Raw genomic sequence first — 23,693 nt, 5'->3', positions numbered from 1 at the left:
TATCGATGGAAAAAGCCGGGAAACAGAAATTTCCCCGAAAGGAAAATTGTAAAATCGTATGAAGAAATTATTCTCAATTATGCTTGGTCGTTGCTTTGCGCTCGCTTTTCTTTTGTTCTTTTCAGGAAAAAGTTTTGCAGGGAACGATAACTATACTCGTGCGGCCGATACGTTCAAGGCCATTGAAAAACTTTATGGAGTTGAAGATGTCCCTTTATTCAGGGAGACTTATCCCTTTGACAACCATTTGAAAGTCTCCTATCTTTCTAATCAAGAACAGGCCGAGCAACAGAAACTATATTCCTATCTGTGGCCTTTTTCGGGGAGCCTGTCGGCCGTTACGGCTCTTCTGGAAGTAAAACCGAAGTCCGATTTCCGAAAGGTATTGACTAAAACGGTTCGTCCCGGGCTGGAAATGTATCTCGACACGCAGAGAACTCCGACAGCGTATGCTTCGTATATAAACACGGCTCCGGTTTCCGATAGATTCTATGACGATAATATTTGGATAGGGCTCGATTTTACCGACTTGTATTTATTGACCGGGAAAAAAGAATATCTCTCGCAAGCCAAGATGGTTTGGCGGTTTATAGAAAGTGGAACCGATGATAAATTGGGATATGGCATATATTGGTGCGAGCAGAAAAAGAACGGGAAAAATACCTGTTCCAATGCTCCGGGGTCGGTGTATGCTTCGAAACTCTTTTTAGCGACCGGCGATAGTTCCTACTTACAAGCAGGAATTCGATTGTATGAGTGGACGAAAGAAAATCTGCAAGATCCCGCAGACGGTTTATATTTCGATAATAAGAGTTTGAACGGAGAAATCGGTAGGGCGAAGTTTGCTTATAACAGTGGACAAATGATGCAATCGGCAGCGCTTTTGTATCGAATTACAGGTGAAAAAAAATATTTGCAGGAGGCCCAACGGCTGGCCGCCGCCTGTTACAATCGTTTTTTTAGCCACGATTCGCAGTCGGGGCGTAAATATAAAGTACTGAATCGGGGTGATGTTTGGTTTACCGCTATTATGTTTAGGGGATTCGTTGAGCTGTATGGTATAGATCATAATAGTTTGTATATCGATGCTTTTAGAGAAAATCTGGATTTCGCTTGGACGGAAATGCGTGAGAAAAACGGCTTGTTTAACGATGATTGGAGCGGAAAAACGAAAAACGATTCGAAGTGGCTGTTGACACAGTTCGCTATGGTAGAAATGTATGCACGGTTAGCCGCAATCGATAAAGAGAATAATCGATAAAGTTGTTAGATAGGTAGGATATGTGATCCCAATCCCGGGCAGAGGTTTCCTCTGTTCGGGATTTTTGGTTTGTTCGATTGATGCAAAAAGAACGGTGGCATGCGCCACCGTTCTATAAATATAAACATTTCATAAACCATGATTTAGTAAACCATGACTTTTTGCTTATTGGCGATATATATACCTTTGGGAAGTTCTATTGTTTCGTTGCCGGTTACTTTTATTTGTTTAACCAGTGCGCCGGTGATGTTGTAGATATACACATCGATAGGTTCTTCGGTATTGACGACTACTCCTCCTTGCACTCCGTATATTCGTGTATCGTTTCCGGCTAAATTTGGAGTTTCTATCCCTGTGGCTATATCGTCGAGTTTCCAGCTCGATATGAACATTCCCCAACCAGTGGGTGCAGGTAAGGTAAATTCGGAATTATAGAAATTGACGGCTTTATTACCTCTTGAAAAGGAGTAGAAATTTGTACCGTCTGCCAAACAGCTCCAAGCTGTACCCATACCGGTTTCGGTTATGAGGGCTATCTTTTCTGTTTTTTCCCAACTGGATTCATCTATCGTGGTTAGGCAAATACCTTTATTAGGGGTTGCCCAGCTATACCCGTAGGCATAGAGATTGTTTTCTTTCCCTTTGGCTACTCCGAAATAACCACCGATACCTTGTTCGTCGGCAGAGACACCTCCTAACCATTCTCCGTTTGAAGCATCGCATTTGATTACAAACCCATTGAGCGGAGTAGATTTAGAGGCTATTCGGGCTTTCTCTTCTCCATAAGGGGCGAACCCTCCTTTCATCATTCCCGAAAGGTAAAGACTTCCGTTTATATAGTCCATGTTCTTGGTCTGGGTTGTGTGCTTGCTGTCGCTGGCTCCGAATGCTGTTATTAATTTTGCCCATTTCACGTCTAAGTTGGTATCGATTTCCCCGATGAGAATGTCGTCGAACGACGAAGGCATGAGGTTGATCGAGCCTAAATTGATCGAGCCTTCGTTACTGTTTTTTACAGTTCCGTAGAAATAGAGTTTACCGTTGTCGTAGATGAGATGGGTTATTTGTTCTCTTTCGATTGTGCCGGAGACTGTGGTTGTAAAGTGGCCCAAATAATTCCCTTTGTCGTCGAGTTTTACGATAAACAAGTCTCCTACTGTCTTTTGAGAATCACCGTTCCAGTTTACGGTGTTGTGAGGGATTAGTTGTACAGGCGAATTTTCTGCCGTGTAAAAAGTCATGGTTTTACGATAATTCCCGGCTAAATAGATGTTCCCGTTCTCGTCGGTGGTGGTAGCATAAGGGTAAATGCCGTCTGGTGTACCTTCTGTGTAATAAGTAGCGGCGGCTTCGGGGCTGTTGTCTATTTCGATGTATTTGTTCCATTCGATAACTCCTTCCGAGCTGACTTTTAGTAGAACCGCATAGTATGTACGGTAACCGGTATTCCAGTTTTGTATGGTCACGGTGTTGTTTTTGGCATCCTTGAATGCTGGGGTTTTATCGGTCATACCGGATGCATATCTCATTTTTAATGCTAAGACAGCACCTCCGTCAGAAGTGGCGGCAATGGAACTCGAAGAGATGCTTACATCGCCGGAGAAGCTATATAGGCTCCATATTTTAGACCCGTCCGAATCTAATTTGAGAAGAACGATATTACAATTGTCGGAGTTTGCCTGAGTAGCACAACCGTAGCCGACAATGTCATCTCCATAGTAAACAGGATCGTTGTCTTTCATCGACCCGAATTGTGCGAGCGCCAGAATTTTTCCGTCGCTGCTCTTTATCAAACTGTGAGCATTGTCACCTCCGTTCCCGGGATTTCCATCTAAGGATTTCGCCCATTGAAATACAGGACCCTCTGCCTGTATCGATCCTAAAATTCCTCCGATAAAGAGGAGTGTAGAAAGTAAGAATTTTTTCATAACAAATTTTTTTTAATTCGACACCGCAAAGTTATTTTCTGCATAATTGGGCTACAATAATAATATATAGGTATTTTTTAGACATAGAATAGCCATTTTTGGTGAGGGTGCGAGATTTATGCATTTTGTATTTTTGTCCACAAAAATTAAGACATGCGACTTCGATTATTTTTCATTATATTAATAAGTTATGTGGGAATAGAGACTATGTACTCTGTGAATGTATCGCAAGTAGCTACGGTTTCTTTCGAGGGGGTAATTTCGGATATAGGTTCGAAAGACCCGTTATCGTTTGCAACGGTACAATTACTGCATGGAGATGAGGTCCATTCGGTATTGTCCAAAGATAATGGAGTATTTTCTTTTCCCTCTGTGCATCCGGGCGACTATATACTGCGTATTACTTATGTGGGATACGATCGTTATGAAAAACGGGTTACACTGAAACGGGATACGAAGCTGACCGTAAAAATGGCCCCTTCGGGAAATTCGTTGAACGAAATTGTCGTGACGGCGCGGGAGTCGCAGGGGCTGGTAAGCTCGTCGAAGATAAATCGCGAAATGATGACCCATTTGCAGCCTACCAGTTTTAGCGATTTATTGGAGCTGCTTCCGGGGAATATATCCAAGACCCCTTCGATGGGACAGGTCAATTCCATACAGTTGAGAGAAACGGGAACATTGAACTCATCGGGAGAACAATATTCCAATCCCGATTATGCCATTACATCGTTGGGTACTCTTTTTTTAGTAGATGGGGCTCCTCTTAACGGTGATGCGAATCTGCAATATATTCCCGGGGGAACTTCTTCGGACGGGACCTCGCCGGAATCGCTCAGAAACATGACGAACAAAGGGGTAGATATGCGCACGCTGACAACAGACGATATAGAAAGTGTCGAGATTGTGCGGGGTATACCTTCGGCCGAATACGGAAATCTTACCAGTGGTATGGTAAATATAAAGAGAGTGAGAAAGGCGACACCCCTTACAGCTCGTTTTAAAGCCGATGAATATAGCAAATTGTTTTCGGTGGGGAAAGGTTTTACAGTTCCCAACCATGATTTCACATTGAATGTCGACGGCGTTTTTTTGGACTCGAAAGTAGATCCCCGGAATAATCTTGAAAATTATAAGCGAGTGAATTTTTCTGTTCGCATTTCGAAGTTATGGAGGCGGGATAAGTGGGAGATGACATGGACACCGAGTGCGGATTATACGGGATCTTTCGATAACGTGAAGACAGATCCCAATTTGAGCTATCAAAAAATAGACAAATATAAATCGTCGTATAACAGAGCTTCTTTGACAAACAATTTCAAATGGACGTTTCCTTGGTTAAAATGGATAAAAACGGTAAATCTCGATGCGTCGGTGAGCGCTCAGTCCGATCAGTTGAAAAGGACGAAGCTTATTAGTCCTCAGCGAGCGACGGTTGCACCTACCGGTAAAGAGCCCGGGGTTCATGACGGTACTTATCTTTTTTCGGAGTATGTGGCAGATTATTTATGCGATGGGAAACCGGTGAATGCTTTTCTGAAAGCCAAAGGGGAGTTCGGCTGGGAAGGCGCAAAATATCGGTTGAACGCCAAAGCCGGTGGAGAATGGAATTATTCCAAAAATTTCGGGAAGGGGCAAGTTTATGATTTATCCCACCCTATTTCGACGAGCTGGGGGGCTCGCCCTCGGGCTTATAGCGATATTCCGGCCTTGCAGAATCTGTCGTTCTTTTTGGAAGGAAATACATTGTTCTTGCTGGGGAAGAATAAATTGGAACTGCAAGTAGGAGCTCGTTCTGTGACACAGATAGGAATGAGCGAGCGATATTTGTTACAAGGAAAGCCTTATATAGATCCTCGTGCGAATGCACAATGGAGCTTCCCTGCGATTCCCGTCGCTGGGAAAGACTTGCACATTTCGATTTCGGGAGGTTATGGTGTGACGACCAAGATGCCTACGCTCGACTATCTTTATCCCGATTTGTGGTATAACGACATAGTGCAACTCAATTATTACGATGTGAATAAACCGCTCGAATATAGTCGGGTAAATATAATTACTTATATCGAAGATATAACCAATTATGATTTGAAACCGGCTCGTAATCATAAGTGGGAAGTACGAGGCGATATTTCATTTGAGGGAAACCGGTTGTCGGTAACTTATTTTCATGAAAATCTTACATCGGGATTTCGGACTTCCTCTTTTTATGCTCCGTTCAGTTATCGGAAGTATGACCATTCGGCAGTCGATGCCTCTGGGTTACAAGGGCCTCCTGCTTTGGAAGACATTCCTTATACCGATATGAAGGCGTTGAACGGTTATAGACAGTCGGCCAATGGGAGCCGCATCGATAAACAGGGTATCGAGTTTCAATTTACTTCACAACGTATATCGGCACTGAGGACTGCCGTCGTTATAAACGGAGCTTGGTTCCGTTCGGTATATACGAATAGTCGTCCTATGTTCGAGACTGTGGCCGATGTAGTGGACAATCGTCCGGTTTCGGAAGAATACGTGGGTTTGTACGATTGGAACGACGGTCGAGTAAACGAACAGTTTAATACTAATTTTCAGTTAGATACTCAAATACCCGAATGGGGGTTGATTTTTTCCACATCGGTACAGTGCATGTGGTTTGTTTCGACTCGGGTAATGTGGAAAAATGGAGTCCCGGTGAGCTATATGGCAGCAAGCGACGGAAAGTTATATCCCTATACCGAGGAGTCAGCTGCCGATCCTAAATTGCAGTTTCTTATAAAGACATATAACGACGATTTGTATAAAAAACAGACAATACCCACGGCCGTTTATGTAAACCTGAAAGCGACCAAAACGATAGGCAAATGGTTGAGATTGTCATTGTTCGCTAATCGTATTCTAGATTATCTTCCTTCATATAAGATGAATGGTCTGCTCATACGGCGCAATGTGGATCCTTATTTCGGTATGGAACTTAATTTTACGTTATGATAGATTAAATTTTTGATTATGAAATATATGAATAGAATTACACTCTATGTTTCCTTATGCATGTTGGCTTTGTTTTGCAGTTGCGACGAGGAACGGGATATACGTTGGACGACTGTCGAAATCGATGTCCAGTATCCGTCGGATTTGTCGGGGATTTCTGTGGAAAGTGAAACCTTTGAATTTCGAAATATTACGTCGGGTATGGTTACCAGTTTTACGACCCGTAAAGGAATTACATTGCCCGAGGGATTATACGATTGTTCTTATGAAGCTGCGATAACTTATCAGACTGCCGATAGCACAATTCATACTTCGTTATCCGGGTATGCTAGGTCATTGGAGCTTATGGGAGCACAAGGAAGTGTTTCTATCGGTAGTTATCAGGTAGAGAATAAAGACGACTTCATTATAGAGGAAATATTTTTTACCGGGACATTGCAGTCTTCTGGAAAACAATACTATGGAGATGGTTATGTGAAAATCTATAACAATACCGATCACATGCTATATGCCGATGGGGTCGCTTTGATGGAGTCGAAATTTGTTACGACCCAAAAATTCGATTATACACCCGATATTATGAGCACTCACATGACTGTACAGGCTGTGTATGTAATCCCCGGTAGCGGGACAGACCATCCGGTCGCTCCCGGAGAGTCGTTTATTCTTTGCGATACGGGTATAGACCATCGTATCGCGAATCCCAATTCATTTGATTTGAGTCGGGCGGATTATGAGTGGTATGACGAATCCTCGGTTCCTGCTCATTTGGATATAGACAGTCCGACCGTTCCTAATCTCGATAAGTGGTATTGTTACACGAAAAGTTTTTGGGTTCTCCACAATCGGGGATTCAGGGGATTTGCCATAGCGAGAATTCCCATTGAAAAAGAAAAATTCTTGACCGAAAATTTATATACCTATTCCTATGTTATGGTTTTACCGGCCGGGACTTTCCCGATGGAGCAAACCGCCTATAAAGTACCGAACGAATGGATTATCGATGCAGTGAATACCAGTGTACAATCGGAGTATGTGTGGAATGTCACGGCCCCTTCGTTGGACCGGGGGTGGACACACTGTGGTACGATAGACCACGATAAGACTCGCTATTTCAAAAGTGTGCGTCGAAAAATGCTTTATCTCACCCGTGACGGTCGTCGGGTATTGAAGGATACCAACGATTCGTCTGCCGATTTCAATACCGAGTGTGTGCCCTCTTTGATAGAGCAACAGCATACGGCGATAGATGCAAATGGTACGAAGGCCGAAACGGAAACCTATGACGGAGTAGAGGTCAAGAGTTGATAGATTAGAGGGATATGAAAAAGTTGTGTGTCTTTTGCGTATTATGCTTGGTGTGTCTCTGTGAGTTACGAGCCGGAGATACGGTTCGGGTTTCTATATGGGATCGTCTGTGGGAACATCGATCGGTAGTTGCATCTTTTATCGAATTGTCGTATCGTAATCCTGCGGTACGCTATGACCGATATTCTTCGTCTCTTACGCGGGCAACCGTCGACGGACAATATACTTCGGAGAGCGAGCCTGTGTTGTTACAATCGGGAGACGGTGAAAAGTCGATAGGCTTTCAAGCCGATTCGTACATACGAAAAAAGAATTATTGTTTGTGGGGAAATGCGTTGTATAGAAATGGACGTGTGAAAAATTTGAAGTGGAACGAGACCTCCGATTGGGAGCTGTTGTATCCCTATTTGTTGGCCGATTCGGTGGGCGGAGACTTGTCGAAAGAGATTTATAGCTTTACCGGGGGATATGCCGCTCGTTATGAATCGATAACATGGGGCGGTGATTTTTCGTACGAGGCCTCCGTCGCTTATCGAGGAATAGATCCGAGACCTAAAAACACCACGTCGGATTTGTCGCTTTCCTTAGGTTTGTCGATACCGGTATCTCCTTCCTATTTGTTCGATATTTCGGTCTCAGGACGAAAGTACAAGCAAACCAACGGAATTAAATTTTATAGTGAGCTGGGTGTTTCGAAAGTCTATCATCTCACCGGGTTGGGAATGCATTATAACCGATTTGCCGGAAATAATTATTCCACGTATTATAACGGATACGAATGGGGAGGAAGTTTGGGTGTGCACACTTCGCGTTCGACCGGTTTCGTGGGGAATGTGGCGTATCGTTATTTCTCGTGTGAAAAGATTATATCTTCCTTGAACGAATTGCCTATGGCTCGGATTGGGCGGCATACTTTCGCCGGAGAGTGGTTGTATCGGAAAAGTTTGTCGGGTATTGAGAGCTGGGGTATAAAATTGACTGGGAATTATGAATTGAAATTGGGGACCGAAAATATTTTCGGTGATGCGGCGAACCAGATTTATCCGAAAATTGGAGAAGCCGAACAGTATAGTAGTCATGCATACAGACTCTCCCTTTCGGGATTCTATGAAGCGGTTCGTAGAAAAGGGTGGAATTATTCTGTACAGCCACGAGTAAATTATGGGCGAGTAAAAGCTGAGTATGTCTATCCGTTGCGGGAAATGAGTGTGAGAGAAGTTACGCCAGAGGTAGCGCTGTCTGTTTCCCGCATGTCGAAAGATTGGTTTTTACGACTGGAAATAGGTGGGAATTATGCTATGACTTTTGATAGTCGGTTATTTCATACTCCTTCCTCGATTGACGATGCCGCCCTTCTATCCGCATGGTGTTATAATTACAAGAATCTTTCTTCCGATTACGTCGGTTATTATGCCGTTTTTACCTGCTCTCGACAAGTAGGAAAGAAGTACCTGTTGCAACTTGATTTGAAAGGGGGACAATACCGTTATAACACGGATATCGTAGCGACTGATGTTTGTGCCGGGTTATCGTTTTTATTTTGAGAAGAGGGAAGCATTATATTCACACTCGTCGAAATGTCTTCGCTGCTCCTCTATATTTTGTATGTTGCCGAGTGTCTTGGTCGTGAGTAATGTCCGAATACAAAAAAAGACTCGTTTTTACGAGTCCTTTTTTGTGTGGTGCCAACGGGAATCGAACCAGTGACACAAGGATTTTCAGTCCTTTGCTCTACCAACTGAGCTATGGCACCATCATTTTTGCGTGTGCAAAGATAGAATTATTTTTGATTATCTTCCTAATTTTTTACCGTAAAAATGAAAAAAGAAGATATTTCTATTTTAAATATAGATTTTTGAAAGATTCGTTTTACTTTTTCCAAACTTTGTGTATCTTTGTCCCCGCAAAACTAAGTGCGGGGTGTAGCACAGTTGGTTAGCGCGCCACGTTCGGGACGTGGAGGTCGGACGTTCGAGTCGTCTCACCCCGACTGATTTTAGCCCAATTTATTGAAATACAATAAATTGGGCTTGTTTGTTTAAATGCGACCGGGAGAAATACGGGAGATTATTGACTTAGTCGATAATTAAAGAGTATGTCGGTTCAATAGGTACTCAGAGGGGATTATAGACAAGAGACTCATCTCTAAAATTCAAGTCTATCCCCACTAATTTTCTACTGAATCAGCTTATTGGGTCAAGAGAGTTTTTTTTGCATTTGGGTTTTTAATCAATTCCGAATGGGTGTTAATTCTTTGGAGGTGAGGTATAAAAATTGTACTTATAATTTTGAATGCTGAATGGAATATGTATCTTTATACCCTCATTTATATGGTTATAGCATGAATAAGCATATCATTACAGAAATATCTCCATTGTCGGAAAAAGATTGCTTGTTTATTGTGGAACGATACAAAACGGAGTTTACGTATCCTTTGCACAATCATAAGGAATACGAGCTGAATTTCGTCGAGAATGGAGCAGGAGTAAGGCGGATTGTCGGAGATTCGGTAGAAGAGATCGGCGATTATGATTTGGTCTTGCTTTGCGGGGATAATTTGGAGCATGTATGGGAACAAGGAAGCTGTCAATCCAAGCAGATTCGGGAAATTACTATACAGTTTTCTCCGGATTTGTTTTCCAATAATTTTATTGACAAGAAGCAATTCACGTCTATCCGTAAAATGCTCGATAGGGCGCAAAAGGGATTGTCGTTCCCTCTGCATGCGGTGATGAAAGTCTATTCGACAATAGACTCTTTGTTAAAGGGAGAACCGGGATTTTATCAGTTCGTAAAATTTTTGACAATCCTGTATGAATTGTCGATTTGTGATGATGCCCGCACGTTGTCGAGCAGTTCTTTCGCGAGATCCAAGACTGTGTCGGATAGTCGTCGGGTACAAAAAGTGGAGGAGTATATCAATTTACATTATACGGAAGAAATCAGGTTGTCGCAATTGGCGGAGCTTACCGATATGACGTCGGTCTCTTTCAGCCGATTTTTCAAATTAAGAACAGGAAAAAGTCTGTCGGATTATATTATCGATATACGTTTGGGACATGCAACAAGACAGTTGGTCGATTCGACGAAAACGGTTGCCGAAATATGCTATGAATGCGGATTTAATAACCTGTCGAATTTCAATCGCATATTTAAGAAGAAAAAAGGGTGTTCGCCCAAAGAGTTCCGAGAAATATATTACAAGAAAAAGATTTTTGTTTAGGAATTGATTGTGGAGGTATTGATTTTCTTTTTCAGAGAAAATCGGCGGAATGTTTGTGCGGAATGATTTTTTGTAGTACTTTTGTGGGCTGATTCTGATATGGGCTCAAAAAGAGGTGTCTCGGTTGACCCCGCCCGGCAGAGAGAACGTAAAAATAAAAATATAATGTACGTTATTGTTGAGATTCAAGGACAACAATTCAAAGTAGAAAATGGAAAGAAATTGTTTGTCCACTATCTGGGAGCAGAGCATGGAGCTGTTCTCGAATTTGACAAAGTATTGCTCGTCGATAAAGACGGAGCTGTAACTGTGGGCACTCCCACCGTGGAAGGTGCGAAAGTCGTGTGTGAGGTCGTTTCGAACGACGGTTTCGGTAAAAAAGGCCTCGTGAAAGGTGAAAGAATTCTTGTTTTCAAGAAGAAAAGAAGAAAAGGTTACCGTAGATTGAACGGTCACCGCCAATATTTCACCGAAGTGTTAGTTAAAGAAATTGTTGCTTAACCCTATTAAACTTCTAAGAAAATGGCACATAAGAAAGGTGTTGGTAGTTCGAAGAACGGTCGTGAATCGGAAAGCAAACGATTGGGTATCAAAATATTCGGTGGACAATATGCTAAGGCCGGTAATATTTTGGTTCGTCAGAGAGGTACTGTTCATCATCCCGGAGAAAACGTGGGTATTGGAAAAGACCATACGTTGTTCGCATTGGTAAACGGTACGGTAGTGTTCCGTAAATGTAAAGAAAACCGTTCGTATGTATCGGTGAAACCGGCGGATAATAACTGATAAGAGTTATAACTATTTATAGAAAGCGTGACTTCTCGGATATGAGTTGTCACGTTTTTTATTTTCTGTTTTGTAAATTGGAGTTTTGTGATAATAAAAAAATAAGCTCAATAGGTGATCCGTGGAGATCGTCCTTGTTTAACCTCCTCCCCTGTGTTTTGCGACACAAAATATAGGGGAGGTGTCACATGAGTGACGGAGGGGTTGAGTTTTGTCAAAAGTCGATTTGGCTGCTTTTTAACCCCTCTCCTCAGCAACTGTTGTTTCTTCGATGTCTTCCCTTTATTGCACTGCAATGCAAGGAGGAGGACAAACACAATCCACTTATTCGCTAAAAAATGCGTTAGAAGGGTATTAAACCTCCTCTCTGGTCGTCTCTCGTGCCCTTACGGTGTGTTAAAACTCCTCCCCTATATTTTGCGTCGCAAAACACAGGGGAGGTGTCACGAAGTGACGGAGGGGTTAAGTCCTACAATCGAAAACTCCTATGTTGTCTTTCCCAACTCCTCTCCGAAGAAGATTTGGAATAAGGCTGTCGGCAAGAGATTCATCTCTAAAATTCAAGTCTACTCCTACGAATTTTCTGCTGAATTAAAAAAGGCTACTTGGTTTTACCAAGTAGCCTTTTCTTTAATTTTTTTACCGGTGTGCTTATGCTTCGTGGATAGCGTCGTTAGGACAAACCTCAGCGCAAGTACCGCAGCTCAAACATTTGTCTGCATCGATTTTGTAGATATCACCTTCCGAAATCGCTTCTACCGGACACTCGCTAATGCAAGAACCGCAAGCCACACAGTTGTCATTAATTACGTAAGCCATTGTTTTTAGTTTTTAGTTTGAAATAATTAGATCTAATTGCGACACAAAAGTAGCATTTTTATCTCTATTGCAAAAGAAAAGGAGTAGGAATTTGTGTGTCAAATACAATTCCTGTGGAACAATATACCGCTTGTTTTTCCGTTTGATAAATAGTTATCGTACTATGAATAGAGGTAGTGATATACAAGGGAAAGTATTACATGGATTTACGGTCCGTAGATACGTGGGACGATTGTACGTTTTCGTGGCGTGCATAGCGTTGTTGTGGCCGGTATGTGTATGTGCTCAACCTCGTAAAGTACAGAATTTACCGTATGCAGATCATAAACTCTTGCATTTGGGCTTTTCTATTGGTACGCATGTGCAAGATATGAAGTTTGTACATTCGGGTTTCGTTACCGATGGTGGAGAAAGTTGGTACATGGATATTCCCGATTTTTCACCCGGGTTCAATGTGAATTTGATGGCCGACCTTTATTTGTGCCCCCATTTGAATTTGAGATTTTCGCCGGGTATATTTTTCGGGAATAAAGTGGTGAAGTTTAGAGAGACGGCGACGCAGGAATATCGGACACAAGACATTAAATCGAATTATATCGTCGTTCCTCTCGAATTGAAGTTCAGTGCTTTGCGTTGTAATAATTTCCGTCCATACTTGATCGGGGGAGTCATGGGAACGGCCGACGTATCGAAAAAGAGAAACGATTTGCTTAAACTGAATACATTCGACGGTTATTTGACTATCGGCCTCGGTTGTGACTTTTATTTACCATATTTTAAATTGATTCCCGAATTGAAATTCTGTTTCGGACTTACAGACGTCATTAACCGGAAACGAAATGATTTGAGGGATCTGGCCGATATTAAATTTACTCAGTCCTTGAAGAAAGCGACATCGAATATGGTGATATTGTCGTTCTATTTCGAATGATTTTTTATGGACCTGTAAATGGTCGAGAATAATTCGGGACGTATATTCAATTGAGATAGCGCATCATGCGTGCGGGAGGGATATACCCGGTTACATAAAAATATATAGATGAGTTCTTGTTCGGGATCTATCCAAAAGCAAGTGCCGGTGAAGCCTAAATGACCGATGGTCGAGGCCGATGCTTCGATGGCCGTAGGGCTCTTTTCCGGGTTTTCCATATCGGGCTTGTCGAATCCCAGCCCCCTGCGGCTGGTCGAGCTTTTTTCTGTCAGAAACAGTTCTACGGTTTTCGGGGATAAAATTCTTTCGTTTCCATATGTCCCTTTGTTTAGCCACATTTGGCATAGTTTAGCCAAATCGTTGGCGTTGGAAAAGAGTCCGGCATTGCCTTGTACGCCTCCGAAAAAACATGCTGTTTCGTCATGGACATACCCTATCAGTTGTTGCTTCCGGTAGAAGTTGTCGCATTCTGTCGGTGCGATTCTTTCGGTTGGAAATCGGTCGAGAGGGCGATATCCGGTCGTTTGCATGCCTAAGGGTCCGTAGATGTTTTGCTGCAAATATTTGTCCATTGCAATGCCGGTGGCGCTTTCGACAGTCTCTTTCAATAAGACGAAATTCAGGCAGCTATATAAGTATCGTTTGGAGGGGCGTAATTTGCACTCGATGATATGGTTGATAAGGGTATCGGGTAAAGATTTCGAACCATATAAATTCTGGGCGATTATCATGGGAAATCGATCCGATTTCCGAGAGGATAGTAGGTCTTTGCGTAGTTGGGCATTGCAGTTGGCAAAAGCGTTATTCCCTATTTGTATGGAGTAGATGCTACTTTTCCTACGCTTGATTAATGGTTTCGTGAAGCTGTTGGGGTCGATAATGACCGAAGTCATTTGCAATGAGGCAGGCATACCGGTTTCATGTAAAAGAGCTTCCTTGATCGTCAGACTTTTTTTATCGGTATTTCGCAGTGGAGCGAAGTATTTGCTCATCGGTTTGTTTAAGTCTATACGTCCGTTGTCATAAGCCTTCATGATAGCCGGTAAAGTACCAGTCGCTTTCGAGACGGATGCCAAGTCATAGAGGTCGTTTGTGGCGACTGCATGGCGGTGAGTTTCGTAGTCGAAGTATCCGTAAGCCTTGTTCCAGACTACTGTTCCTTGTCGGGCAACCAATAATTGACAGCCCGGGAATGCTTCTTCTTTAATCCCTTGTGCTATAATGGAATCGACAGCAGACAATATCCGGCTGTCCATGTCGACCGATTCGGGAATCGCATATCCCAATCGGCACTTTGGAATATATATGCCTTCTTCCAGTTTGAACGAACCTTCTAAACTTACGGGTAATTTTCCCTTTATGGCATATCCTCCGAATAGGGCTTGTGCTGCATATTCTTGTGCCAACGAGGTATTTTCGTAGGCTAATAAAAGCGTTTTGCAATGAGTCAATTCGTGACTTAACCGATTCATCTGATAAGGGGAGAGAAAGCATGCGACTATTGCTTTCCCGGTTTGGCATATACGGCCGATTCTGGCTCTATGTTCGGCTTTGCCGCTATGTACAGCCAGTATGATTTTATCATAATGTTTCAGTGTGTCCAGCAATGAAGGCAGAGGATTGCTGTCGTCGAAACGGCCTACGTTGTCGGCGTATAGCGTTATTGTTTTCTGGAAAACCGATTCCGTGTCGTTCCCCACGGATACAACGGCGATTCTGCCCTTGTTCAAATGTGTGATAGGAATTAGATTTTGACTGTTACGTAGCAAGGTCATGGCCTCGCTGTTGAGCTTTCGGTTAAGGGCATCGTATTCGGGAGCGTTCAAATCTTCGATAAGGTTTTTGGTTTTTATGGGTGTATAGTTTGCTAATCCGAAAACGTATTTGTAGCGTAGCACTTTTTTACATTTTTCATCGATGGCCTGTTGAGTTATCTTTCCTTGCTCGATAGCCGATAAAATGCTGTTCAACTGTTCTTCGGGTTTCGATGGGTTCAGAGCGATGTCGTTCCCGGCGAGTATGGCTCGTAGTGCCGTATTGCCGAATTTCGATGCTCCCTTCATTTTTAAAGCATCGGTGAATATTAACCCCTCGAAATTTAAGGAGTCGCATAAAAGTTCGCGGGTGATAATCGGCGATAAGGAAGAGGGGGTATTGGTGGCATCCCATGCAGGAATATTCAGATGCCCCACCATTATGCCCGATAGCCCGCTGTCGATATATGCTTTGAATGGAGGTATTTCGGTACTCATGAGCCTTCCCTTGCTATGAGGAACAAGGGGGAGTGTCTTATGCGAGTCTTCCGAGGTGTCTCCGTGGCCCGGGAAATGTTTGGCAACGGCCATGACTCCTACGGATTCCAATCCTTTGGCGTATGCGATAGCTTTGGACGAGACATTTTTTAAAGACTCTCCGAAAGAACGTTTGCCGATTACCGGATTACGCGGGTTGCTGTTGATGTCGAGAACCGGAGCGAAATTGACATGTATGCCCATGCACCTGCATTGCTTCCCTACGGCACGGCCGTATTCGTAGAGGAGAGAATCGTTTTGAACGGCTCCTAACATCATGTTGACCGGAAAGCGCGGAGTATCGGACAAACGCATGGCGAGCCCCCATTCTCCGTCAAGAGTGATCATCAGGGGAACTTTGGATAAGGACTGACAGTAGTTTGTTAAGTTGGCTTGGTCTTTTGCTGTTCCTGAGTCGAAAAGCAGTCCCCCGATTTTTTGTTCTTGTATGAGTCTTTGTAACGTTTTACGGTTTTGCGGGGTATCGCTGTTGCGCACTGTAATAACTAACAGTTGTGCAATTCGCTCTTTGGGAGAAAGCGATTCGAACACCGAGTCGACCCAGTGCTCCATAGCCGACCGATCGGCCGTTTGAAGTAGATACGGGTTTTTAGCTTGCGTAGATAGGGCTACCAAAGCAAAAAACGTCCCGATACAGGCAATTATCTTTTTCATGTCTGGTTACTTGTTATTCGATGAGATTATGCGTCCCCCTTTGGGAGGTGCGATGGTGTGTCCCTCCCGGTTTTCTCTCTCGATGAAATTTATAACGGCATCTCTCATGAAAGTGTTGCTGTTTTTTCGTTCTATTGCATTCAGGAACGGGGTCATGTGGTCCCCGCCGTTGGCTACATAGTCTATCGTGGCGATGGAATAGATACGATCGTCGTCGATAGGTCTGCCGTTGATGGTCGGTTCGATGGCTTTTTCGTCGGCAATAGTCATGTGTACATCTTTGCTCACGGCCTCTCCGTTCCGGGAAGCTACGATATTGAGTAACTCGCGTACATCGGAACCTTTTAGTTTTATGAGACATAATGTATTATCGAAAGGGAAGATAGAATATATTTCGCCCAATGTAATATCTCCCTGCATGAGTGGATTGCGTATCCCCCCTGTATTGATGATTGCGAAATCGATCGGTTGACCGAAATCTCGTTGAACTTCGGTTTTTATGATGTCGGCCGAGAGGTTGGTCAATGAGGTTTCAGGTCTGCCCGGAGCCATGTATTGGCTCGATTTCCCGATGACGATACTCATTATGCTATCGACACTTGTCTTGTATTTATCGACTATTTGTTCCATTAGCGGTTCGGGAGTCTTGTCCCAACGGGCATCGACGGGAATGAGTTTGTAAGAAATGTCGAATTCCTGTCGGGACGTGGAGCAGGACGAGAGGATTGACAAAACGACCGAAAGACAGCCGATGGAACAGTATGTATTTAATTTCTTCATAACGATTTAGTAGTTAGTTTCGAGGTTCTATGGTAATGCAACCCAAGTAAGCTCCGCTCATTCCGGTTTGAGCGATGAGTACGTTTTTCCCATCTTTGTTTTTAACTTGGTATTGTAGGGTAGAGAGAGGATTATTGTCTATACTGTCGGGATTGATGACCGTATGCGAATGTCCCCCGATGATGATGTCTATGTCGCTGCTCGCTGCCGCTATTTGTGGGTCGGTGACGTCTTTTTTGTCTTGTGCCGTGTATCCTAAATGCGATACGGCCACAACGATATCCGCACCTTTTTGTTTAAGCAAAGCTGCGGTTTCATTGGCTGCTTGGATAGGATCGTGGAATATCACCCCTTTACACGATTCCGAAGGAATGAGATTATCGGGATTGACGTTCAAGGCTAAAAATCCTATTTTATATTTCCCGACTTTTTTGATGACCCACGGTTGCAAGGTCCCGTGCAAAGGTGTATGGGATACGTCGTAGTTGGAAGAGATAAAATCGGCTGTCGAGTTTTTTATCAGTTGAGCCAGTTTGGTCATACCCGCATCAAATTCATGGTTTCCGATAGTGCGAATATCGTAACGCATGGCGTTCATCGCTTCGAATTCGGCATCGCCTTTGAAAAGGTTGAAATAGGGTGTCCCTTGAATAGCGTCACCGGCATCGACTAATAATACGTTAGGTTCGGCATTGCGGATACTGTCTATAATAGCCATACGCCGCATCACTCCTCCCAAACCTCCGTATGTTTTGTGGGTGGCTGCGAAAGGTTCCATTTGGCTGTGAGTGTCGTTGGTGTGCAGAATGACGATGCGTTCGGTTTGTGCCAGTCCGCACAAAGAAACGGACAAATATATGGCCGTTATTCCTATGAGTTTTCTTATCATGATGTGAAGAATGTTAGTATGTCGTTTTTTTCTCTTGGACGAAATTACAAATTTGAAGATAATATATCAAAAATTGTTCCCAAGATTGAATTTTGTTAACCTTGCAAGAGCGGTTTGTCTGAAAAAATCGACGGCATATTTGTTTATGTGGCGAAAAAGTCGTTACTTTGCCCCGCTTTTCGTAATCTCTGGCAGGAGAAGTGGCCTGTTAAATTACGTTTCAGTATGAACATTTTAAATAGCTATTAAAAATGGATTTAGTAAAGATTGCAGAAGAAGCATTCGCATGCGGTAAAGAGCACCCCGAGTTTCGTAGTGGTGACACTGTTACCGTATCTTACCGTATCAAAGAGGGTAACAAAGAGCGTATCCAGCAATTCCGCGGAGATGTTATCCGTATCTCGGGTCACGGTAACAAAAAGCGTTTCACGGTTCGTAAAATGTCGGGTAATGTAGGTGTGGAAAGAATTTTCCCCATCGAGTCGCCTTTCATCGAAGAGATTGTAGTGAACCGTCGCGGTAAAGTACGTCGCGCTAAACTTTATTATCTGCGTGCGTTGACCGGTAAAAAAGCCCGTATTAAAGAAAGAAGAGTTTAATCTTTCTTACAAGGCATATAAAAACCGCACCGAATATTCGGTGCGGTTTTTATGTTTTAAGAAGCTGTTTTAAATTTATTCCGAGACGGGGGCTCAATATGGCCGGAACATACCTGCTTGCAATGATAATGTTATTTCTCAATAAATTTAAAACAGCTTCTAAGTAGAGCTCATCTATTTTTTATCGGGCTTGCCAGCCGTTTGCAGTGTATATCCACATGGCATTGTTCGATGCCGTACCTGTGTTGTAAACAATGTCACCCACAGTCCACTCGCCAACGGTAGGACAAGCGGTTCCTTTGCAGACAACGTTGTCGCCGACAAAGTGGATAGATTGGATCATGGTGTTGACTGTCAACGGGGCGATCGATGTTTCTTGCTTCCATTTGAAGCCGCATACCGACAGACCATTGTCATATAGGAAGCGGGTTCCGCAAACGGGAATTTCAATACTGTGATAAGCTGTATTCCCGTTCGCACGGGCTCGCATGAGTCGAATGACTACTTGGTTGCCATTTCCGTCGCTGGGACCGTCATAAGAATTAGCCCCTATATTCAACAAGAGACCTTGCGGTTTTCCCATGTTGGGATTAGAACCAATTTCTCCTAAATTGAAATCGCCTAAGGTTAAAGTTGAACTGCCGATTAGTCGTTTCTTATCCCAAATAGTCTGCATGCGGTAATGGTATGCGCCTTTTTCGAGGAACCATACGATATTGTTGTTGGGCATAGCCGAGGCTCGGAAAAATTGCGTGTTGTTCACCACATGGTTGTGTACGATATGGAAGTTGGGCTTGATAAGTGAGCTCCCGGATAAGAGATAACTCAAATCGTTGAACTCGGTAAACGGAATCAATTCAGGCTCAGGTTCTCCAATAGTCCAAATCTCTTTAAGAATGGCCAGTCCACACCCGTGCATGCTTCCTGCGGCATTTCTGGGAGTACGGTATCGATAGGTGTTTTGTATCGACAAGGATAGATACCCGTCGGTTTGGATATCGTAAGGACTGATATTTCCGATATAAAGGTTGGAACTTTCATCTTCGTGGTCTAAGAAAACCAAAGAGTTGTTTTGTAGGGTTATTGTAGACGATTGCACATTGACCGATCCTCGCGCATTGTTATCTCTAATGAGAAATGTCGGTTTTGACCCTTTATGGAAATAGTTACTGGAAAAAACGATTTGAGAATTGGATATTTTTACTTGAATACCATTTTCGCAGTGGTTGGCAGAAAAAGAAATGCCTTTGCAATCATAGAATGTAATATTGTCGTTGATAATATTGCAACTAATTTGAGCCCCATTCGATTTCGACAATTTCAATCCTCCGGCGATTTCATTCATATTCATGTGATTCCGATGGAAGTAGAGATTATCGCCTAATCCATTTAGATCGAAAGCGTAATACTCTTTTTGGTCCTGAGCAAATCGTTTTATTATTTTCTTGGGCTCTTCTACTAAGGTTTCGAAGACAAAGTCCTTGAATATGCAGCCCGTAGGAGCACTAAAACCACAGTTGATAATGGTCTTTCCGTCGCAATACATATCGTCGGGTGTGGCTACGGCTTGCACGAATTGACTCCAACTGACATTCTCGATTTTCATGCCGCCTATCGCATAGATTCCCCGCATGCTGGGAGTCTCTGTCCAAAAATTGTTAAACTGGATATCTCGTATCGTAGTGAAAGCAGGAGGAAATTCCTGTTCCCATGCCTTATTATGATTCTCGTTCGGGTGAATGTTGGGGTTGATGACAACCGCAAAATTGTTGTCGAACGAAGTGATAGGCGTCCCGTCACTATCGACTGTGAGCGGATAGTTGGTGTTTAAGGGGCGAATAACAGTCCCCAATTTATAATAAGACGAAAGGTCGTCGGGAGTAGTGTCTCCTCCTAATGGATAATCACCGGCAGGCAATTGTCCGTCGCTTATGTTAAAACGATAGTCGGCCAATTCTCCTCGAAGTACAATACCATAAGGAACTTTCAAAGTTTTACAAATGGCGTACTCTCCTTTGGGCAGAAATACTTCTCCGGCATGTTTCAGCTTCATGGCCTTGTTGATGGCATCGGAGGAGTCTACTTTCCATGCTTTTAAGTTTTTTAAGGCCGTATCGCGAGCTTTTTCAATCTTGTCTTTTTCAGCTTCGGGGGCGAGAGGGTTCTCTTCGGTAGATTTGGCTGCTTCGCAGGCAACGCGCAGATGCCAAAATTCATTGTTGGAAATATCGTTTCTTGCCCCGAACCATTGAGGATAGGCGCGATCCATTACCCAAATGCCGTCGACTGTGATGTCTTCGCCAAAAATTTGGGTGATAGGGGCTATCAACCGAGTATTGTCGCCGGTGAGTGTGCCTGTCCCTGAGATTTTTCCTCCGGCAAAAATCAACGTTGTGTTGTGGGCTAAGGTGATATGCCTATTGATAACGACGTCTGAATCTTTGTCTGTTTTTGTAGTAGTCGGGACTACTACATAAGTTTTCCCTTCGACTGTTCCTTTAACCGGATCGAACTTTTCGTAATTTTCGATATCCGCTAAAATTTCATTTGCTGTCATAATTAAAAAATTTAATGATTAATACACGGCAAAAGTAGAATCGGGAAGAAGTGATTTTATGGCATGATGATATAATATAAAATATTTTTGAAAAAAGTGGCTGCCGATTATTGTGAAAAACAGATTTTTTCTTACTTTTACAAAACACAAAATATAAGGAGGTTTACTATGAAAAAAGTAGTGGTGTTGTTGATTTTGTCCATGTTGTACATGTCACCTTCGTTTGGATATCCACCAGAATATCCTTATTATCAATCTGATAATATAATGTATTATGTTTTTGAAAGTGAAAAAACAGCAAACGTTGTGACTCTTTATATGGAATTTAGAGTGGGTTGGCAACCGTTTGTTTATAGAGGTGCTGTAACGATCCCTGAAACTATAACTTATAATAGGCAAGTTTTTAGAGTTACAAGTTTTTCATCGAGTTATCCGGATTATTATTCCTGTGTGAGTAAGATAACGTCTCTGGAATTGCCGAATACACTCAGCTCTTTGGGTAGTTTGGCTTACAGTCGAATTAAATCAATTGATTTACCGGAAGCCTTATTAGGAATAAGTGATTATGGATTTTATGGGTGTTATTCGTTGCGAGATCTTGTTATTCCCGATAAGGTAAAGACAATAGGCAATTATGCGTTTGCTAACTGTATTGGACTGACTCATGTGCATTTGGGAAAATCGGTAGAAACGATAGGGGAGAATGTATTTTTGAACTCCGATTCTTTGACCTCGATTACTGTTGACGAAGAGAATCCCTATTTTATGGTTGAGGATGGCGTGCTGTATAGTAAGGATAAGAGAGAATTGTTGTATTGCCCTAAAAATTTTTCGGGGATTTATCGAGTAGCCGAAGAGGTGAAACGGATAGGTAAATCGGCTTTTAGAAATTGTAACCAATTAACTGAGATTGTATTGCCCGAGGGTTTGGAAGTAATAGGTGACACGGCCTTTTATGGTTGCACTCAGTTGAAGCAGATTTCTCTTCCAAAGAGCGTTTCGCAAATAGGAGCTTATGCATATAAGGGTTGTCCTTTGCAGGGTACCCTCGATTTGATGAATATTAAGGATATTGGAGAAGGTGCTTTCGAGGGTTGTACCGGTTTAACAAGTGTCGTTTTGCCAGAAAATTTATTGCGGATAGAGGCTTCTCTCTTTCAAGGTTGTACAGGATTGACAGTAGTAAACATACCTCAGTGTGTAACAACCATAGGCACATCTGCCTTTGCTTCTTGTAGTCGTTTGCAATCTGTTTCCATTCCCGATGAGGTAGAACGTATAGAAGACTATGCTTTTAAGGGGTGTAGCAATATGAAGTACCTTGCGATAGGTAATTCAGTTAAAAAAATAGGTGTTGAGGCTTTTGGGGAGTGTAGACGGTTAAAGTCTTTGTCTATACCCGCTTCGGTAGATTCTATTCTTTCGTCGTTTGTGGACTGTGACTCTGTTTCATCATTGGAACTAAAAGATGGGAATCGGCCTATTTTGATTGAAGGCAAGTGTTTCAATGGTGGCAATATGATGATTGATACACTATATATAGGGCGGAAGATTAGTGGTGCGCCGCAGTTTAATGAGTGTGCCTATTTGTCGACGTTGACAGTTGGTAGTATGATATTGACCATGCAAGATGTTTCGGGTTGTAAAAATTTGTCAAAGGTTATTTGCTTGGGCGCTACTCCCCCGGAAGCGACGATGACTACATTTTCAACAGTTACTCTCGATGGCACTCTGGTGGTGCCGGCATCGGCCGAGGAGGTTTATCGTCGTACGGCTCCGTGGCGTTTTTTCTATACGATAGAGACTTTCCCTGATGTGGCTCCTACAAAGTTAATACTCGATATAGAGAGTTACCAGATAACCCGTGAAGATGAAGCCTTGTCTCTGTTGGCTACGGTCTATCCCGAGCATGCTACTTTTTCGGGCCTTCGTTGGACAAGCAGTAACGAGATGGTAGCCACGGTTTCTGAAACCGGGATTGTTCATTCAAACAAAGAGGGCGAGGCCGATATTACCGTATCGTTGAACGATGGGGCACTGACGGCTACTTGCCATGTGTCGGTGCACTATGTCGATGCCGTGGAGGAGCATGAAGCAGACCAAGTGTCGATTTATCCCAATCCCGTAGACGATATGTTGCATATCGAGGGGGTAACCACGGGAACATCTATTACCTTGTACGATATGACCGGTCGGTTGGTGCTTTCGGACAGGGCCTACGGTGGGGCTATGACTTTCGACATGTCGGCTCTCAAACGAGGTGTGTACTTGTGTCGTATCCAGAACAGGACGTATAAAATCGTAAAGCGGTAAATGCACGATAGGAAAAATCCTCGGGGGGTGTAAAGCAACCTTCGGGGATTTTTGTTTTTGGGGCAGAAGTTAAAAAGATTGTTGAAATAAATTGAATATAATATTCCTCTCGGTATAATCAAGTAAATTTGTTTCTGCTCTTGGTTTTTCGTATCTTTGTCACTACGAAGATAGGATACGGTTCGGCATAGCCAAGTCGGAAATGAGATTTCCGTTTGTCTCTGTGTTCATCTTTCGCTATCTTTGTCCCGCAATTTGGCAGGGGATATCCGGAGAAAGCAAAGATGTCGGGGTAGAGAGTTTCTCTTCGGAAAGTTCGGCATTGTTTTTGTCGGTTGATATATGAAATTAGATAACTCT

At 43.0% G+C, this 23,693-nt stretch carries 16 protein-coding genes and 2 tRNA genes; 11 read left to right on the top strand and 7 right to left on the bottom strand.

The features are described from left to right. Positions 1 to 58: 58 nt before the first annotated feature. Positions 59 to 1,261 carry a glycoside hydrolase family 76 protein gene (locus tag HMPREF9448_RS10850; RefSeq protein ID WP_232297246.1) on the top strand — a complete coding sequence of 401 codons (1,203 nt, stop codon included), beginning with the start codon at positions 59 to 61 and terminating at the stop codon, positions 1,259 to 1,261. 143 nt (positions 1,262 to 1,404) lie between these two features. Here the strand turns inward: HMPREF9448_RS10850 and HMPREF9448_RS10845 are convergent, their stop codons facing one another. Next, the gene (locus HMPREF9448_RS10845) at positions 1,405 to 3,189 is read right to left on the bottom strand and encodes a T9SS type A sorting domain-containing protein (RefSeq protein WP_008862614.1); all 1,785 of its coding nucleotides are present in this window, start codon (positions 3,187 to 3,189) and stop codon (positions 1,405 to 1,407) included. A 192-nt stretch (positions 3,190 to 3,381) separates the two neighbouring features. Here HMPREF9448_RS10845 and HMPREF9448_RS10840 point away from each other — a divergent pair, with 192 nt between their 5' ends. The 3 genes from HMPREF9448_RS10840 to HMPREF9448_RS10830 are packed head-to-tail and all read left to right on the top strand — an operon-like array spanning position 3,382 to position 9,014. Then, the gene (locus tag HMPREF9448_RS10840; protein WP_008862613.1) at positions 3,382 to 6,162 is read left to right on the top strand and encodes a TonB-dependent receptor; all 2,781 of its coding nucleotides are present in this window, start codon (positions 3,382 to 3,384) and stop codon (positions 6,160 to 6,162) included. An 18-nt stretch (positions 6,163 to 6,180) separates the two neighbouring features. Next, a complete protein-coding gene (locus HMPREF9448_RS10835; RefSeq protein WP_008862612.1) occupies positions 6,181 to 7,470 on the top strand; it encodes a DUF4876 domain-containing protein in 1,290 nt (429 codons plus the stop codon). 14 nt (positions 7,471 to 7,484) lie between these two features. Continuing rightward, a complete protein-coding gene (locus HMPREF9448_RS10830; RefSeq protein WP_008862611.1) occupies positions 7,485 to 9,014 on the top strand; it encodes a DUF6850 family outer membrane beta-barrel protein in 1,530 nt (509 codons plus the stop codon). 136 nt (positions 9,015 to 9,150) lie between these two features. Here the strand turns inward: HMPREF9448_RS10830 and HMPREF9448_RS10825 are convergent. After that, a tRNA-Phe gene (locus HMPREF9448_RS10825) sits at positions 9,151 to 9,223 on the bottom strand. A gap of 163 nt (positions 9,224 to 9,386) precedes the next feature. Between HMPREF9448_RS10825 and HMPREF9448_RS10820 the strand changes: the two genes are divergently transcribed. From HMPREF9448_RS10820 to rpmA, 4 genes are all read left to right on the top strand, one after another. After that, positions 9,387 to 9,460 (top strand) — tRNA-Pro (locus HMPREF9448_RS10820). 351 nt (positions 9,461 to 9,811) lie between these two features. Next, positions 9,812 to 10,693: an AraC family transcriptional regulator gene (locus HMPREF9448_RS10815; RefSeq protein WP_040296243.1), complete on the top strand. Its 882-nt coding sequence runs from the start codon at positions 9,812 to 9,814 to the stop codon at positions 10,691 to 10,693. A 165-nt stretch (positions 10,694 to 10,858) separates the two neighbouring features. Then, the gene (gene rplU / locus HMPREF9448_RS10810; protein WP_008862609.1) at positions 10,859 to 11,194 is read left to right on the top strand and encodes a 50S ribosomal protein L21; all 336 of its coding nucleotides are present in this window, start codon (positions 10,859 to 10,861) and stop codon (positions 11,192 to 11,194) included. A gap of 21 nt (positions 11,195 to 11,215) precedes the next feature. Continuing rightward, positions 11,216 to 11,479, top strand: coding sequence for a 50S ribosomal protein L27 (rpmA, locus tag HMPREF9448_RS10805; protein WP_008862608.1), 264 nt, complete (start codon positions 11,216 to 11,218; stop codon positions 11,477 to 11,479). A gap of 651 nt (positions 11,480 to 12,130) precedes the next feature. Here rpmA and HMPREF9448_RS10800 read toward each other — a convergent pair. Further along, positions 12,131 to 12,298 (bottom strand): DUF362 domain-containing protein, encoded by a 168-nt coding sequence (locus HMPREF9448_RS10800; protein WP_008862607.1) that lies wholly within the window; start codon positions 12,296 to 12,298, stop codon positions 12,131 to 12,133. A 163-nt stretch (positions 12,299 to 12,461) separates the two neighbouring features. On the opposite strand from HMPREF9448_RS10800, the gene porT reads away from it, so the two are divergent. Next, the gene (porT, locus tag HMPREF9448_RS10795) at positions 12,462 to 13,229 is read left to right on the top strand and encodes a type IX secretion/gliding motility protein PorT/SprT (protein WP_083855868.1); all 768 of its coding nucleotides are present in this window, start codon (positions 12,462 to 12,464) and stop codon (positions 13,227 to 13,229) included. On the opposite strand, the gene HMPREF9448_RS10790 is transcribed toward porT, so the two are convergent. The 3 genes from HMPREF9448_RS10790 to HMPREF9448_RS10780 are packed head-to-tail and all read right to left on the bottom strand — an operon-like array spanning position 13,217 to position 17,864. Further along, positions 13,217 to 16,195 (bottom strand): glycoside hydrolase family 3 N-terminal domain-containing protein, encoded by a 2,979-nt coding sequence (locus tag HMPREF9448_RS10790; protein ID WP_008862605.1) that lies wholly within the window; start codon positions 16,193 to 16,195, stop codon positions 13,217 to 13,219. The genes porT and HMPREF9448_RS10790 overlap by 13 nt on opposite strands. Before the next feature lie 6 nt (positions 16,196 to 16,201). Further along, positions 16,202 to 16,975 (bottom strand): 5'-nucleotidase C-terminal domain-containing protein, encoded by a 774-nt coding sequence (locus tag HMPREF9448_RS10785; RefSeq protein ID WP_008862604.1) that lies wholly within the window; start codon positions 16,973 to 16,975, stop codon positions 16,202 to 16,204. Between the two features lie 13 nt (positions 16,976 to 16,988). After that, the gene (locus tag HMPREF9448_RS10780; RefSeq protein ID WP_008862603.1) at positions 16,989 to 17,864 is read right to left on the bottom strand and encodes a bifunctional metallophosphatase/5'-nucleotidase; all 876 of its coding nucleotides are present in this window, start codon (positions 17,862 to 17,864) and stop codon (positions 16,989 to 16,991) included. A 251-nt stretch (positions 17,865 to 18,115) separates the two neighbouring features. Here HMPREF9448_RS10780 and rplS point away from each other — a divergent pair, with 251 nt between their 5' ends. Next, positions 18,116 to 18,463, top strand: coding sequence for a 50S ribosomal protein L19 (gene rplS, locus HMPREF9448_RS10775; protein WP_008862602.1), 348 nt, complete (start codon positions 18,116 to 18,118; stop codon positions 18,461 to 18,463). A gap of 181 nt (positions 18,464 to 18,644) precedes the next feature. On the opposite strand, the gene HMPREF9448_RS10770 is transcribed toward rplS, so the two are convergent. Then, positions 18,645 to 21,020, bottom strand: coding sequence for a hypothetical protein (locus HMPREF9448_RS10770; protein WP_008862601.1), 2,376 nt, complete (start codon positions 21,018 to 21,020; stop codon positions 18,645 to 18,647). 168 nt (positions 21,021 to 21,188) lie between these two features. On the opposite strand from HMPREF9448_RS10770, the gene HMPREF9448_RS10765 reads away from it, so the two are divergent. Further along, on the top strand, positions 21,189 to 23,333 hold the full coding sequence (locus HMPREF9448_RS10765) for a leucine-rich repeat protein (protein ID WP_008862600.1): 2,145 nt from the start codon (positions 21,189 to 21,191) through the stop codon (positions 23,331 to 23,333). Positions 23,334 to 23,693 lie beyond the last annotated feature (360 nt).

It is taken from the genome of Barnesiella intestinihominis YIT 11860, from assembly GCF_000296465.1.
In the GTDB taxonomy this organism is placed as follows: Bacteria; Bacteroidota; Bacteroidia; order Bacteroidales; family Barnesiellaceae; genus Barnesiella; species Barnesiella intestinihominis.
The sequence above is the reverse complement of the archived record's forward strand: the minus strand, read 5'-3'. Positions and strand labels throughout refer to the sequence as shown.